This is a genomic window from Methanobacterium sp., from assembly GCA_039666455.1.
GTDB lineage: Archaea > Methanobacteriota > Methanobacteria > Methanobacteriales > Methanobacteriaceae > Methanobacterium_D.
Genome location: JAVSLW010000029.1, coordinates 18029 through 33824, shown reverse-complemented (window position 1 = coordinate 33824; position 15796 = coordinate 18029). Strand labels below are relative to the sequence as shown.

General features: G+C 35.3%; 16 protein-coding genes. 12 read left to right on the top strand and 4 right to left on the bottom strand.

Annotation, left to right across the window (positions count from 1 at the left end):
• The first annotated feature begins 70 nt into the window (after positions 1-70).
• The 4 genes from PQ963_08135 to alaS all read left to right on the top strand — a co-directional run bounded on the left by PQ963_08135 (position 71) and on the right by alaS (position 4845).
• Positions 71-709: a 50S ribosomal protein L1 gene (locus PQ963_08135; GenBank protein ID MEN4029630.1), complete on the top strand. Its 639-nt coding sequence runs from the start codon at positions 71-73 to the stop codon at positions 707-709.
• A complete protein-coding gene (locus PQ963_08130) occupies positions 709-1710 on the top strand; it encodes a 50S ribosomal protein L10 (GenBank protein MEN4029629.1) in 1002 nt (333 codons plus the stop codon). The genes PQ963_08135 and PQ963_08130 overlap by 1 nt, the downstream gene beginning before the upstream one ends.
• A 39-nt stretch (positions 1711-1749) precedes the next feature.
• A complete protein-coding gene (rpl12p, locus tag PQ963_08125; protein ID MEN4029628.1) occupies positions 1750-2058 on the top strand; it encodes a 50S ribosomal protein P1 in 309 nt (102 codons plus the stop codon).
• A gap of 90 nt (positions 2059-2148) precedes the next feature.
• Entirely contained in the window at positions 2149-4845 is a 2697-nt protein-coding gene (alaS, locus tag PQ963_08120) for an alanine--tRNA ligase (protein ID MEN4029627.1), read from the top strand.
• A gap of 148 nt (positions 4846-4993) precedes the next feature.
• Here the strand turns inward: alaS and PQ963_08115 are convergent, their stop codons facing one another.
• Together PQ963_08115 and PQ963_08110 are read right to left on the bottom strand one after the other, a co-directional pair.
• Positions 4994-6205: a YcaO-related McrA-glycine thioamidation protein gene (locus PQ963_08115; protein MEN4029626.1), complete on the bottom strand. Its 1212-nt coding sequence runs from the start codon at positions 6203-6205 to the stop codon at positions 4994-4996.
• A gap of 22 nt (positions 6206-6227) precedes the next feature.
• The gene (locus PQ963_08110; protein MEN4029625.1) at positions 6228-6815 is read right to left on the bottom strand and encodes a site-2 protease family protein; all 588 of its coding nucleotides are present in this window, start codon (positions 6813-6815) and stop codon (positions 6228-6230) included.
• Positions 6816-7000: 185 nt separating this feature from the next.
• Here PQ963_08110 and PQ963_08105 point away from each other — a divergent pair, with 185 nt between their 5' ends.
• The 5 genes from PQ963_08105 to PQ963_08085 all read left to right on the top strand — a co-directional run bounded on the left by PQ963_08105 (position 7001) and on the right by PQ963_08085 (position 11207).
• Entirely contained in the window at positions 7001-7453 is a 453-nt protein-coding gene (locus PQ963_08105; GenBank protein ID MEN4029624.1) for an HIT family protein, read from the top strand.
• Positions 7454-7464: 11 nt separating this feature from the next.
• Positions 7465-8457: an aminopeptidase P family protein gene (locus tag PQ963_08100; protein MEN4029623.1), complete on the top strand. Its 993-nt coding sequence runs from the start codon at positions 7465-7467 to the stop codon at positions 8455-8457.
• A gap of 148 nt (positions 8458-8605) precedes the next feature.
• The gene (locus PQ963_08095) at positions 8606-9538 is read left to right on the top strand and encodes a type II secretion system F family protein (protein MEN4029622.1); all 933 of its coding nucleotides are present in this window, start codon (positions 8606-8608) and stop codon (positions 9536-9538) included.
• 11 nt (positions 9539-9549) lie between these two features.
• The gene (locus PQ963_08090; protein MEN4029621.1) at positions 9550-9744 is read left to right on the top strand and encodes a class III signal peptide-containing protein; all 195 of its coding nucleotides are present in this window, start codon (positions 9550-9552) and stop codon (positions 9742-9744) included.
• A 50-nt stretch (positions 9745-9794) separates the two neighbouring features.
• A complete protein-coding gene (locus tag PQ963_08085) occupies positions 9795-11207 on the top strand; it encodes a lactaldehyde dehydrogenase (protein MEN4029620.1) in 1413 nt (470 codons plus the stop codon).
• A 57-nt stretch (positions 11208-11264) separates the two neighbouring features.
• Here PQ963_08085 and PQ963_08080 read toward each other — a convergent pair whose 3' ends face one another.
• Both PQ963_08080 and PQ963_08075 read right to left on the bottom strand, forming a co-directional pair.
• On the bottom strand, positions 11265-12719 hold the full coding sequence (locus PQ963_08080) for a PAS domain S-box protein (protein MEN4029619.1): 1455 nt from the start codon (positions 12717-12719) through the stop codon (positions 11265-11267).
• A gap of 185 nt (positions 12720-12904) precedes the next feature.
• The gene (locus PQ963_08075; GenBank protein MEN4029618.1) at positions 12905-13627 is read right to left on the bottom strand and encodes a tRNA-binding protein; all 723 of its coding nucleotides are present in this window, start codon (positions 13625-13627) and stop codon (positions 12905-12907) included.
• Positions 13628-13904: 277 nt separating this feature from the next.
• Here PQ963_08075 and PQ963_08070 point away from each other — a divergent pair, with 277 nt between their 5' ends.
• Genes PQ963_08070 through PQ963_08060 form a run of 3 tightly spaced genes read left to right on the top strand, consistent with a single transcriptional unit; the run spans position 13905 to position 15781 of the window.
• Complete coding sequence (locus PQ963_08070) at positions 13905-14231, top strand: PRC-barrel domain-containing protein (protein MEN4029617.1); 327 nt, start codon at positions 13905-13907, stop codon at positions 14229-14231.
• A gap of 8 nt (positions 14232-14239) precedes the next feature.
• Positions 14240-15004, top strand: coding sequence for an aspartate dehydrogenase (locus tag PQ963_08065; GenBank protein MEN4029616.1), 765 nt, complete (start codon positions 14240-14242; stop codon positions 15002-15004).
• Positions 15005-15049: 45 nt separating this feature from the next.
• Entirely contained in the window at positions 15050-15781 is a 732-nt protein-coding gene (locus PQ963_08060; protein MEN4029615.1) for a tRNA(His) guanylyltransferase Thg1 family protein, read from the top strand.
• Positions 15782-15796: the final 15 nt, after the last annotated feature.

Below are 15796 nucleotides of genomic sequence, written 5' to 3'. Positions count from 1 at the left end.
CCAAAAAATCCGTTTGGTTTAAACCACAATACTTTGAACTTTTCACAAAAAAAGTTCATGGAGGAATTTGATGAATCAGGAGATATTGGAAGCGGTGAAGAAGGCTAAGAGTGAATCCATGCCGAGAAACTTCACACAGTCTATAGATGTTATCATTAACATTAAAGATTTAGACGTGAAAAAACCAGAAAACAGATTTGATGAAGAAGTCTTCCTTCCAAATGGACGCGGAAAAGGCATTAAAATTGCCGTTATCGCAGATGGTGAACTGGCAGTTCAGGCCAAAAATGCAGGTGCAGATCTTATAATTACCAAAGCTGATTTGGAAGATCTGGGAAAAGACCGTAAAGCTGCCAAAAAATTGGCCAACGAATACACATTTTTCGTTGCTCAAGCTGATATGATGCCACTTGTTGGTAGATTTTTAGGACCTGTTCTTGGGCCTCGAAAAAAGATGCCAAAACCAGTTCCCGCCACTGTAAAACCAGATCCAATATTGGAAAGACTTGCAAATACCGTAAAAGTAAGAATAAAGGATCAGCCAGTTATCCAGGCAATTGTTGGTTCTCAGGATATGGAAGATGAACAGATTGGAGATAATATTGAAGCTGTGCTTGGAATACTGGATAGAAAACTGGAGAAAGGAAGAAACCAGATAAAATCCATGTATATTAAAACAACCATGGGTCCAGTAGCGAGGGTGATTTAATGGCTCATGTTGCTGAATGGAAAAAGGAAGAGGTTCAAAACCTCAAAGAACTTATAAAAAGCCACGGTGTAGTGGGTATGGCCAATCTGGCAGATATACCAGCTCCCCAGCTCCAGAAAATGAGAAGAAACCTGAAGGACACCACAATTAAAATGTCCAGAAAGACATTAATGAGCCTGGCTTTAAGCGAATCTGAAAAAGATAATATAGCTGCACTTGGAGATTATATGACTGGTCAACCCGCATTGATCTTTACAGATATGAATCCATTTAAGCTTTATAAGATTCTTGAAGCCAGTAAAACTGCTGCACCAGCAAAAGCAGGAAGTATAGCTCCTTCTGACATTGTAGTTCCCAAAGGTGATACTGCTTTTAAACCAGGCCCTATTCTTGGAGAACTTCAAAAGGTGGGTATCCCTGCCAAAATTGATAAAGGAAAAATTGTCATAACCAAGGATAAGGTAATTGTTGCTGAAGGAGAAGTAGTTCCTCGAGATGTGGCAGGTATTCTTACAAGACTCGAAATCGAGCCAATGGAAGTGGGTATTGACTTAATAGCGGCGTATGAAGATAAAACAGTGTACACATCTGACCTTTTAACTGTAGATGAAGAGAAAACATTATCTGACATACAGAAAGCGTTCTCTCAAGCATTGAATCTATCAGTAAATGCATCTATATACACTAAGGAAGCTATGCCACTTATTATACAGAATGCTGCAACTAAAGCATTGAATCTTGCATTAAATGCATCGATACTCACATCAAAAACAACCGATTTATTGTTATCCAGAGCTTACTCACAGATGTTAGCATTAGCATCTGAATTAGCATCTAAAAATGAAGAAGTGCTTGACAACGAACTTCTGGAAAAACTGAAATCACGCCCCAAGGCTGTTGAAGTTAAAGAAGAAAAAGAAGAAGTAGAAAAAGAGGAAGAAGAAGAGGAAGAAGAAAAAGAGGAAGAAGCTGCAGCAGGGTTAGGTGCCCTGTTCGGCTAAAATTAGTTTAAATAAATTTTAATTTATGAGGTGATCATGATGGAATATATATACGCAGCAATGTTATTGCACACAACAGGTCAGGAAATTAACGAAGGAAATGTAACAAAGGTCTTAGAAGCAGCAGGAGCAGAAGTAGACGATGCAAGAGTAAAAGCATTGATTGCAGCACTTGAAGAAGTGGACATTGAAGAAGCAATGGAAAAAACAGCAGTAGCAGCAGCTCCAGCAACAGGTGCGGCAGCTCCAGCAGCAGAAGAAAAGGTAGAAGAGGAAGAAGAAGAGGAAGAAAAAGAAGAAGAAAAAGAGGAAGAAGCCGCAGCAGGTCTCGGCGCCCTCTTTGGATAATTTCAGGCAAAAAGCCAGAAAACTGGCTTTTTTATTTTTTTATTTTAATTACACTATTTTGAAGTTTAATAAATTTTATCATTGATTACCATGTCTCGCCAGCTTGAAGAACTTGGATTTACTAAAAAAACCTGTGTTACATGTGGAAACGATTTCTGGTCTATCCTTGATAGAAACACATGCGGAGACGCACCCTGCGATAAATATGAATTCATTGGAAATCCAGCAACAGATAAAAAATATGACCTCTACGATATTCAAAACACTTTCATGAAATTTTTTGAAAGAAACAACCATACACCCATAAAAAGATATCCTGTTCTTGCAAAGCGATGGAGAGACGATGTTTTTTTAGTAGGCGCATCAATTTATAATTTTCAGCCGTGGATAACATCAGGAGCAGTGGATCCACCTGCAAACCCATTAGTAGTTGCACAACCTTCAATTAGGCTTAATGATGTGGATAATGTCGGAAGAACCGGCAGACACATGACCTGCTTTACAATGGGCGGACATCACGCATTTAATTCTAAAAAAGAGTACATTTACTGGGAAAATGAGACCATAAAATACTGCTATGACTTTATCAAACATATTGGAATCAATCCAGAAGAAATTACTTATATTGAATCATGGTGGGAAGGTGGAGGAAATGCAGGTCCATGCTATGAAGTTTGTGTGAGGGGAGTGGAACTTGCAACACTTGTTTTTATAAAATACAAAACATTACCGGGTGGAAAGCTTGAAGAAATTCCGCTAACAATTGTTGATACTGGATATGGACTTGAAAGATTTGCCTGGATCTCACAGGGGACTCCAACAGCTTATGATGCTTCATTTGGTCCTGTAATAGATGAATTAAAGGAATTAGCCACAGTTGAAGTAGATGAAAAGATATTGGCAGAAAATGCTCTCCTTGCAGGAATGATGGATATTGAAACCTTTGCAGACCTTAGAACACTACGAACAAATGTCGCTCAAAGACTCAATATTTCATTAAAAGAGCTTGAAGAAGCCACAAAACCAATGGAAGCAATATATATAATTGCAGACCACACAAGATGCCTGGCATTCATGTTAGCTGATGGTGTAATCCCATCAAATGTTAAAGAAGGATATCTGGCAAGACTGGTGCTTCGAAGAACAATTCGCTTCATAAAAGACCTTGGACTTAAAGAATCCCTTGCAGATATAATGAAAATACAGCTTGATTTTTTATCAAAAACATATCCTGAAATTAAGCAACATCAAGATCATATACTCAATATCATCACTTTAGAAGATAAAAGATATCTTAAAACTGTTTCAAAAGGTAGAAAGCTTGTTAAAAGAAGTGTAAAAAAACTTAGAAAAAAAAATGAATTTGAAATGCCGTTTGAAACTCTTAAAGAACTCTACGAATCCCATGGAGTTCCACCAGAAACTACAAAGGAAATTGCAGAAAAGATAGATTTTAAGGTAAAAGTACCTGATAATTTCTATACTTTAGTTGCAAATGAACACGAAAAAGAAGTTCAAGAAGAAAAAACAGAAATTGAACTTGATTTCCCAGCTACAGATTTATTATTCTATGAAAACCCATATGAGACCCGATTTGAAGCCCATGTGCTTGGAACTTACGAAAATAATATTATACTGGATCAGACCATCTTCTATCCTGAAGGTGGTGGCCAACCCTCAGATACAGGGTATTTTGAAATCCGTGGTGAAAAAATAAAGGTTCTACATGCTGAAAAGGTCAATAATACCGTTTTACACAGAGTAAATGAAGAAGATATTGAAAAATTGCATCCCTACAAAGGCCAGATAATTTCAGGTGAAATTGAGCTTTCAAGAAGGCAATCTTTAGCACGAAATCACACTGCAACACACCTGATAATTGCAGCTGCAAGATGTGTCTTAGGAGACCATGTTTGGCAGGCAGGGGCTCAAAAAGGCGTTAAAAAGTCCAGAATTGATATTTCTCATTACAAACCGATAAAATCTGAGGAGTTACAGGAAATTGAACTACTTGCAAACAGATACGTCATGGGGAACCGTCCAGTGCTCACTAACTGGATGGCTCGGGCTGAAGCCGAGAAAAAATACGGGTTTATCCTTTATCAAGGGGGAGTAGTTCCAGGAATGTCAATACGGACTGTTCAGGTGGATGGAATTGATGTTCAGGCATGTGCAGGAACACATTGTGCCAGAACAGGAGATATTGGACTTATAAAAATAACGAAAACTGAAAGAATCCAGGACGGTGTAGAAAGGATTGAATTTTCAGCTGGTGTTGCTGCGATTGAGGCAACACAGGCAAATGATAATTTGTTAAAAGAAAGCGCTGCAATTTTCAAGGTTGAACCACAACAACTTCCAAAGACATGTGACAGATTCTTCAGCGAATGGAAATCATTTAAAAATGAAATAAAGCGACTTAAAGAGGAGATGGCCACATTAAAAATGCAAACATTAGTGGGTAAAGCCAAAAAAATTGGCAATTTAAATGTCTTAGAAGATATGATCGATGCAGATATGGAAGAATTGCAGAAAATGGCTTTAGACCTTACTGATGATGATGGAGAATTTGATGTGGTTTTTTTAGGCAATTTAGATGGTAAAATAGTGGGTACTTCATCCTGTAAGGCAATAGAATCAGGTATTAAAATTAACAAAATTATTAAAGAAGCTGCAGGTATTCTTGGGGGTGGTGGAGGTGGAAGACCAAATCTTGCTCAAGGCGCCGGCCCAAAATCTGAAAATATGAGGGAAGCACTTGATTTTGCACTTAATTCTCTAAAATGAAAAATAGAAGTTCAAAGTCATAGATCTTTATGATTCTGTGAGCATTTGTAATTGTTCTTTGGTGTTGTAATTTCAACAGATTTTGATATTTACGAATTAAAAATTCGAAACCCTAAAAAAAAATGCTAAAATTCAGTGCAGTACTCTTTTAACGTGATTTTAAGCACCTTCGAAGTCTTTTACCTGCACGGTCTGGATCCACTGAATAAACTTCCATTCCTGGAATAATGACCCTTACTACAGGTATTTCTATTTCTGGCCGGGTTAAGTCCACAAATAGAACATTATCAAAGTATGCTTTCTTTAATAACTTCATTGAAGTTTCTATATCTTCTTTAAATGATTTCCCTGACTGGTTTTTAAGTTCATCCAGTTCAATTATTTCTTCTGATTCTCCAAACCAGTGCCTGTTTATTCTTTTCATCCTTTCGTAGCCTGCCTTTCTCATGAAAACTGCACGGGTGGTATCTTCCCTTGTTCCGTGGATCTGGGTAGCCCTGCTTTGAGCTACTTCAGTCAAAGCCCTTAATACGGCTATTTCAGGGTCTAAATGAGTTCCAACACCTAAAGTTAAAAGTGCAGGGTCTTTTAAAACAGTATCATCAGAAACAGCAGCTATTGTGGTCATTTCAACGTCAGAAGTTAGATCAAGAGCTTTAATATCAACCCCTGCTTTTTTGAATTTATCCACAATTCCATTTATTAAAGGATTTCTGGTAGTTTCAAGGTTTATCTCTGCTGCTTTATTTCTTTTAATTTCAAATAAGCTCCATGCATCCCTTTCAATAACTTCAGTAATGCCGTGGAATATGGCCTCTTCTATTTTATTTCCTGATGCAAGGCCGTTAGTGTTTGATTTAAATAAATTAGCATTGTTTTTGCAATTATAAGGATGGAAAACTGCGTCTGCTGGTAACAAATATTCTTCGTCGTCTTTGATATTTACAGCTTTTATCCAGCTCAGTTCCATTTTTTTTGGATCAAATGATAATTCAGGTAGAATAAGAGATTCTGGATCAATACATCTTTCCATTTCATCATAAAGTCCGCACACTGAATTATTTTCTGTCTGTGAGTCCTTGGGCTCAGCTGAGTACCTTTCAAATGCTTCCATCATGGCTGATGCTTTAGCCTGGTCTTTGGTAGCCCCTTTTCCGGCGTAAATGCTCACCGCACCTTCTGCAGCAGATGGCCTTATTGCAGAATAAACTGGTATACCTATTCTATCAAGATGTGTTATTTCAGCGACTCTTGTAACTCCTGCAGTTTTTAATTTATTTTTTACCCTTTTTATGGTTTCTTCTGGAGAAATTGCTCTGTGTGTGCATCCAAAATATCTTACTGGAACATCTTTTAACATGAAATAACCTTAAATTTATTTATTATATTATTCCACTGCTTTTAGCCCATAAAATTAAAGCTGTTGCCATTGTTGCAATCCATATTAATGGATTCCATCTAAAAATTTTAGCTCCATCAAACATTCCAAAAGGAATTAAATTGAACACCGCTAAAAAACTGTTTACAATTGCTCCAAGAATTGCAAAACGCATTATTTCCAGGCCTGAAAATAGGGGTGCGAATAATAAAAACAGTAAAGCCAAAATTATGTTTGTTGATGGTCCTGCAAGGGATATTTTACCATTTTCTGATGTTTTTATGTAATTTCCATGGATGTAAACTGCTCCAGGTGCAATAAATGCAAATCCAGTTAAAAACACAATGGCTAAAGCAAAAATTAATCCCTGTATCCACATTTTATATTCTGCCCAGTATCCATATCTTATTGCAACGTATTTATGGGCTAATTCATGAAACATAAACCCTAATCCAACCATCAAAAAGGTAGCAGGCATAAAAGAAATCGTGTTGATTAAATTGCCTCCTCTTAAAACATAGGCAAAAATAAATGAAATAACCACCATTGATATTATTATATCTCTGATTTCACTTGATGTAAATTTTAGCATATATACAAAATGTGATTTGGTGTATAAAATACTTTCTAATTTAAGCCATAAAATGTTATTTGATTTTAAAAATGAAAATAGTTGTCAATGCAAATATTATTTACATTATCTGGTAATTTAGAGTAATGGATAATATTTAATCACATTAACTTTAAATATAATTTAAAGAGGATAAGGTAAGTAGAATGGAGCTAAAATGTGAATACTGTAAAATACCCGGCGCTTATGGAGATTTAATTTATGAAGCTGAATACTGGCAGATATACCTCGCCCCAAGCCAGCGGTACTTTGGAACGTGTGTTGTGGTGTTGAAAAGGCACTGTAAAAACTTAAAGGAATTGAAAATCATAGAATGGACGGAATTTGCAGAAATTGTGGATAAATTAGAAACCACCCTTAAAAAAGCCTTCAATCCCACATTATTTAATTGGAGCTGTTTTATGAATTCTGCCTACCGTGTTAACCCACCCCACCCTCAGGTGCACTGGCATTTCATACCCCGTTACAATCATGAAATTGAATTTGAAGGTTTAAAGTTCGATGATCCTGATTTTGGGTGCATTCCAAGGCCAATTGAGCGTAAAATACCGGAAAATGTTATGAAAAAGATTACAGAAGAGATAAAAAGAAATTTATGATGGGGAAGTTCATGAAAATAGTTGATAGGATGCAGGAAGAAGGGTTGGATACTCTTTTAATTTTAAATCCACATAATATTACATATTTAGCCGGTTTTAAGCCATCAAGCTCTTCAGTTTTACTAATAAAAGATGAACCTGTGCTTTTTACCTCAAAAATGGATCTGGAAGATGCAAATTTGAATTCAAAAATAGGTGTTGAAGAGTTCAAATCTTTAGATGAAATAAAGGAATTGCTTCAAGGTAAAGTTGGAATTGAAAGTTCCATGAACCTTGGAACCATTGAAAGGCTTAGAAAAGATTCTTCATTTGATTTTAAAATTACTGGAATTGTCGAAAAGATGAGACAGATAAAAACAAACAGTGAACTTAAAAATATTATAAAAGCGCTCAGGATTGCTGAAAAATCACTCAAACAGACTGAATTTAATAAAAAAAATGAAAATGAGGTTGCAGCAGAAATAGAATATAATATGCGGTTAAACGGATCAAATAGGGCTGCATTTGATACAATTGTAGCTTCAGGTATCCGATCTTCACTTCCTCATGCAGATCCAACCTTCAAAGCCATAGAAATGCCTGTTATAATTGATTGGGGTGCAAAATACAATAATTACTGTTCAGACACCACCCGCACGATTATTGAAACTGAAAAGCAGGAAGAAATATTTGATATAGTTTTTGAAGCTCAAAAAAGTGCTGTTGATGTTATCAAACCCTGGGTAAAAGCATCGTATATTGATAAGGTTGCAAGAAATGTGATTGAAGAATATGGCTATGGGGACTCGTTTATACACTCAACAGGTCATGGAGTAGGACTTGAAGTTCATGAAGCACCTTCTTTATCTAAACGTGAAACTATAAAACTTCAAAAGGGGATGGTTATAACTATTGAGCCCGGTATTTATCTTAAAAATGAATTCGGGGTGAGAATAGAAAATATGATTCACATAACAAATAAGGGAAATGTTTTAAATAGAACTGAAACTAAAATAAGCATATAAAAATTCCAGATAATGGATAAAGTCTGTCCATACTATTGGGCATCAGAAAGTTCAGTTTAAACTTAAAATCTTAATTTCCTGCTCCCCTATAATAAAGCTTAAAACATATTATTAAATAGATAAAATAGAATATAAATAAGGTGAAAAAATGGCAATAATACCCGGTGTTTTACTACCAGTATCAAACATCATAGACAATATGGTGCCAGAAAATATTACTGTTAGAATACAGGAAACGCTCATAAGAAGCGGGATGTATGTAAAGGCTTCTGATCTAATTACTCTGGGACTTGTAACAGGCACTGGTTTAGCCATGCTTACATCTGTTTTATTCTTATTTACTGGTATTAATCCTATTTTAGGGCTGTTAGCTGGTTTTATTGTGCCCAATGGATTTATTGGAATTTATATTTTTTTTATGATGGAAAGAAGAGTGGATGCTATTGAAAGCACCGCTCCAGATTTTTTAAGACAGATTGCATCTTTAATCAGGGCAGGGGTAGGTTTAGAAACTGCGCTTGAAGATGTTTCTAAACATGGAAGTGGTCCCCTGAATGATGAACTGAAAAGAGCTGTAATTGAAATAAAAATTGGAAGCACGTTTGACGATGCCATTATGTCCATGAGTGAACGTTTAAAATCCAAAAACCTGGATAGAACATTTAGAATGATACTTGAAGGAAGAAGAACTGGTGGGAGCCTGGCTGACGTTATTGAAACTGTAGCTGAGGATTTAAGGGCAGTTTTAGCACTCAAGAGGGAAAGAAAAGCAAACGTAATGATGTCAGTAATGTTTCTTATCATTGCAGCAATTATTGCAGCCCCATTTGCTCTTGGAATGATAATGACATATTCTTCATTTATTGAGTCTTTAGGTAAACCAAACCCTCTTCTGGGGGCATCTGTTACTGCTGCAAGTGGTTACATAATTATCCACTCTGCAATAGCTGGATTATTAATAGGAATTATATTATATGGTAGTGCAAAGAAAGGCGTTAAATTTGCCCTCGTGCTGGCTCCAGTAGCTTATCTGATATTTTATGTGATAAAAACATTTGCCATATCCATGATGGGGTTTTAGCGGTGTTAAAAATGCAAATATTAAAAGAAGATAAAGGACAGGGCTCTGCAGAGCTCATATTGATTTTTGGAGGTATAATTGTAATTGCCATAGCTGCAGCAATTTATTACAGAAATTACCTCGAAGGACTTGGAGACGAAATCAACAAAACTGACGTGCAGAATGTTACAAATAGTCTCAATGATTTGAAAAAAAAATTTAATTAATTTTAAACCTTTTTTACCTTAATTTTCTTTCTCCAAATGGAGGTATAAAAGTGGACATGCTTATAAATGGAAAGTTAATTGGGAAAACAGAACAAATAGAGATTTTTAATCCCGCTAATAATGAACTTATAGATACTGTACCTCATGGAAACCGTGATGATGCAAAAAAAGCCATTGAAGCTGCAAATAAAGCTTCAAAGATTCTAAAAAATGTTTCATCTCGTGAAGTATCAGAGAGCTTATATGAAATATATGGAGAAATAAAGAAAAATTCAGATGAATTTGCTAAATTAATCACTCTTGATTGTGGTAAACCAATTAAAGAATCACAAGATGAAGTAAAACGCTCTTTACAAACTACACTGCTTTCTGCAGAAGAATCAAAACGAATTTATGGGGAAACAATACCTTTAGATGCCTGTATTGATGGGGAAAATTTGTTGGGATTCACATCCAGAGTACCCCTCGGAGTTGTTGGAGCTATCACCCCTTTTAATTACCCTTTAAATCTTGTTATTCATAAAGTAATGCCTGCAATTGCAGCAAAAAATGCAGTGGTATTAAAACCATCCAATCAAGCACCACTTGCAGCACTTAAACTTGCTGAGATCATGAATATGTACCTTGATCCGGGAGTTATTAATGCAGTTACCGGGTCTGGAAGCGAAGTAGGGGATGAAATTGTAAGAAATGAAGGTACTCATAAGATCTCCTTTACTGGCAGCGTGGAAACAGGGTTAAATGTGTCTAAAAATGCGGGGATGAAAAAATTAACCCTTGAACTTGGAGGAAACGATCCTTTAATAGTTCTTGAAGATGCGGATATTGAAAAAGCAGTGGATGCAGCTGTAAGAGGTTCTTATCTTAATGCAGGCCAGGTATGTACTGGTGTAAAACGTATAATTCTTGATAAAAAAATTTCTGATGAATTTAAGGATAACTTTGTTAAAGCAACCCTTAAATTAAATGTGGGGGATCCATTTAACCTTGAAACTGATGTAGGTCCATTGATTGATGAATCTGCTGCAATTACAATTGAAAAAAGAGTTAATGGCGCTTTAAAGGAAGGTGCAGAATTATTATGTGGTGGAAGTCGTAAGGGTGCATTTTACAGTCCAACTGTCCTTGATAATGTTGATTCTCGTATGGAAATTGTGCAGGAAGAAACATTTGGACCTATTGCTCCATTAATTAAGGTTGATGGAGTTGAAGAGGCAATTGATGTAGCAAATGATACAAAATATGGTTTACAGGCAGGAATATTTACCACTAATATAAATTCAGCCTTAAAAGCCTCTAAATTAATTGAAGCAGGCTCTGTGATAATAAATAGGCAATCCACATACCGCGCTGATAACATGCCATTTGGAGGTTGTAAAATGAGCGGAATGGGTAAAGAAGGCATAAAATATGCTTTAGAAGAAATGACAGAAACAAAACTTGTGGTTGTAAATCCTCTTTAAACCCATGGATTTGAAAAATGGAACAGAATCCTCACGTTCCAACCTAAGAGTTTGTTTTTAAGGTTTTTTGATTGGAATAGTAAAATAAAACACCGAACCTTTTCCAGGTTTGGATTCAACCCAGATACGACCTCCATGCATTTCAACTACTTTTTTACTGACTGCTAAACCTATTCCAGTGCCGGCATATTCATCCTGTGTGTGTAATCTTTGAAATATGGTAAAAATACGTTTTGCATACTGTGGATCCATCCCAATTCCATTATCATGCACAGAAAAAACATATTCATTATTTTTTTCATCTTTACGGGCTGAAATATGGATTTTAGGCGGAATTTCAGGTTTTCTAAATTTAATAGCATTTCCAATGAGATTCTGGAATAACTGTAAAAGCTGCCCTGGATCAGCCATTACTCCGGGAAGTGGATCATGTATGATTACTGCGCTATTTTCTTTAATCAATGCTTTTAAATTAGAAAGAGTTTGATGGATGATTTCCTCTGTATCTATTAATTTAAAATTATCACCAGTTACTCTAACGCGTGAATAATTCAGCAAATCATTGATTAATGTTTGCATCCTCTTGGTGGCATCCACGATGTACCCTATAAATTCATCTGCATCCAAATCCAGTTTTCCTTTGTATCTACGCTCTAAAAGTTGTGTGAAGCTTGCGATGGTCCTTAAAGGCTCCTGAAGGTCATGAGATGTAACATAGGCAAACTGCTGCAATTCTTCATTAGAACGTTTTAGATCTTCTATTACTTTTTTTAAGCTTTTTTCTATCTGTTTTTGCTTTGTTATGTCACAAATTACGGCTAAAGTTCCATTAAATTCATTTTTTTCATATTTTAATATATTTACGGCGGAATCAACCCATATACTTTTACCATTTTTTTCAATGTGCATGTTCTTCCCGTGCCAGTGTCCATGGGTTTTAAGGGATTCATAGGGTTCTTTTTCATCTTCAAAGTTAACCCATTCATATTGATCTATTTCACTTAATAACTTACCCTTAACTTCATCATACCTTTGATTTAATAATTTTTCTGCAGATTTATTCCAGTAAATTACACGATAGTCGTTATTAACAGCAATAACTGAATCATTTATCCTGTCTAAAATATCAGTTAGGAATTTGATCTGCATTTCAGCTTTTTTGTGTGGTGTAATATCATCACCAGATAACAGAATCCCGGTTATATTTCCTTTATCATCAACTAACACTTGGTTATGCCATGAGATGATTTTTATTTCGCCATTACCAGTTACAATGGCCATTTCAGACTGTTCCTTTTTTCCATCCATTAATTCATTGAAAACTTCCAGTGATTCATCTTCCTTTAAAACGAAATTTTCAAACCAGCTTTTTCCAACTATTTCTTCCTTATTATAACCTAAAATCTCAGAGCCCTTACTGTTGATCAGGGAGACCTTTCCATTTCTATCTATAATTACGATAATAACCCCTACAAGGTCAAAATACTCCTCTAATTCACCGTTTTTCATCATCTAACCAACTTCAAGTTTCTTTTTGATATAATTTATTGATAAAAAGTATTATTTCGAGGCGATTTCAGTAGATGCATCTTTTCATACAGTTTATTTTGATCATTGATACTTTTTTTGTTTATTTAAAATTAGAAAATAATAAATGCAAAAGAAAAAAAAAATGATTTTTCTAAAAAATTAGTTAGTTACCCTAAAAAGCTCTCCACTAAATTCCTCGTCTCATTCAAAGCTTCAAGTGGAATTCCCTTAGGCATTCCACCAATTTCTCCTTGAACATCCTTTAAAACTCCACCATCAGCGCCTAAAAACATTCCCTCGCTTGTAATTCCCATGAAGCTAATAGGAGGAAGCAAGGAAACTGCAACTCTATTATGCTCTTTTACTTCTAAATCATTTGTAACAACGAGTATAGCCCGCTCTTTAATATTTACATTACAAACAAGTAAGTTATCTGCACCTGGATGGCTTCCAGCACTTACAACTTCTCCAACAGTGATATCAATGGCCACAACAGGATCATCTATTGGTCCAAAAGCTAATCTTTTGTCAATATTTAAAATAATATTTAAAAAAAACCTCATTTTAGCAACAGCTTCTTCTAACTTGCTTTTTTCATCTTTACCCGCTAAATCCAAAAAATGCCTGTACCAGTCGCTGCCACCTAAATTCTCCAGTATAGCAGATGCTTTTTCCTTAATAGAAATTATTTGAGGCATTTGAGCCATATCTGAAGGATTAACATAGGAATAATATAATGACTGGATTTCAGGGATCATATCCCTTGCATTCTGCATAACATTCCTTTTATTCCATCTTCCCTTTAAATTAGCGCCGTCTAATGTTCTTAAAAAGAGATCTACTGATTTTTCTGCGACTAACAACCTGTAATCTTTACTTGTATCCCACATTGAATCACCACATAATTTCATTAGCTTTATCTACATGATTTCTATTTCTATTTTTAAAAATATATTTTGAAGATAATTGCTATAAATTTTTGTTTTAAGTTGAAATCTTTGATCTATTTAAAAAAGAAAGAAATTAATGGGCAAAAAACTGATGAATGCCTCCAGCACCAGCTAACTTTACAGCTCCATTTTCGAAATATTTAAGTATACAAACAGCTTAAATCTTATTTAGTTATTTAAATTTATATAAAAAGTTAAAAGATATGGTGGTAAAAAAATGGTCGATTTATCCAGCCTGTACAACTTAGATGTGTACACTACAAGGGGAAAATATATTGGAAGAGTCCAGGATGTTATATTGAACATAAAAAAAGGAAGAGTGTCTGTTCTTAAAGCAAGGGCCATGGCCCCTGATAAAAGAAGTGTGGGAATAAGAGACGTTATAAAAACCAGCATGCGTTTTGTACCTGAAGCTGATGAAATAAGACCTTTAAAAGAAGAAGGCACCATAGACATATCTTATGACCGAGTTCAGGCTGTAGGTGACATTATTTTAATCAGTCCAGAAGTATCAACTACGCCTGTACCATCTGCACAAGTATAGTGAAGTTTATGAAAGTAGGGATTATAGGTTGTGGCGCTATAGCCAATATAATAACAAATTTCGCAGCTGAAGGTAAATTAGGTGTTGATATTAAGTATTTTTATGATAGAGACATTGAAAGGGCTGAAAATTTAGCGCTTCAACTTGATGGTATTGTTGTCCTTGAAGCCGGGGACATGTTAGACAAAGTAGATCTGGTAATTGAAGCTGCATCTCCAGAGGCTGTAGCTGAAATCGTTCCTCAAATCTTAAAATGCGGTAAAAATGTTCTTATAATGAGTGTTGGAGCTTTAATGGATTTTAAACTTAAAAAAAATCTTGAAAATATTGCAGCTTCAACAGGGGCTAAAATATATGCGCCTTCAGGAGCTATTGTAGGCCTGGATGGAGTTAAAGCTGCTTCTATTGGTAAAATAAGGAAAGCTTCTTTGATTACAAGAAAGCCACCTAAATCACTGGGTATAAAAGCAGAAGGCGAAACCATTCTATATGAAGGAAAAGCATCAAAAGCAGTTAAAGAATTTCCAACAAACATTAATGTAGCTGCAGCCCTTAGCCTTGCCTGTGGACAAGATGTTGACGTTAAAATAATAGCTGATCCATCTGTAGATAGGAATATGCACGAAGTTCATGTTATAGGAGATTCAGGAGAATTTACTACAATCACACGGAATGTTAGATGTTCCATGAACCCTAAAACAAGTGTTTTAGCCGCATATTCTGCAATTAAGCTTTTAAAAAGCTTAAATGAGAATTTAATAATAGGAACTTAAAACTTCCTGAACACTTTATTATTTTTAAGTATATATTTGATTGTCATGAAAGAATGTGAAATTTTTTCAAATTTGAAGGTTCCGTGTGGGTCTGAAATTGTTGCAAGAATTGACGGCAGAAAATTTTCAAGGTTGTCACATGATTTTAAGTTTGAAAAACCCTTTGACATGAATTTTGCAAAATTCATGGTTAATACATCCATTGATTTTTTTAAAGAGTTTAGTCCACGATTTATTTACATATTCTCGGATGAAATAAACATTATATTATCAGATATACCTTTTGGAGGCCGAATTGAAAAATTAAATTCTGTTTTTGCAAGCTTTATGGCGGGAAGCTTTACAAAAAATGTCTTTGATAATGGAATTCAGGTTAAAAGGCCTATTTCTTTTGATTCAAGGATAATTCCCCTCTCTTCAGCACTTGTTGTGGAATATTTTAAAGAACGTCAAAATGAAGCCTGGAGAAACTGCATTAACGGATATGCCTACTGGACTCTTAGAACAGAATATAGCAAAAAGGAAGCCATGTACATTTTAAAAAACAAAAAAAGCAGCGATCTTCATGATATTCTATTTGAAAGGAATATAAACATGGCGGAACTCCCTTCATGGCAACGTCGGGGCGTGGGGATTTATAAAAAAGAAATAATAATTGAAGGTTATAATCCAGTAGAGAAGAAAAAAGTGCGATCTAAACGAAAAAGAATTTATGTTGATTCTAATCTGCCAATCTTCGATGACCAGTTTTTCAGCGAAACGCTAATTAAAGGTTAAACAGGAAAAGATAAA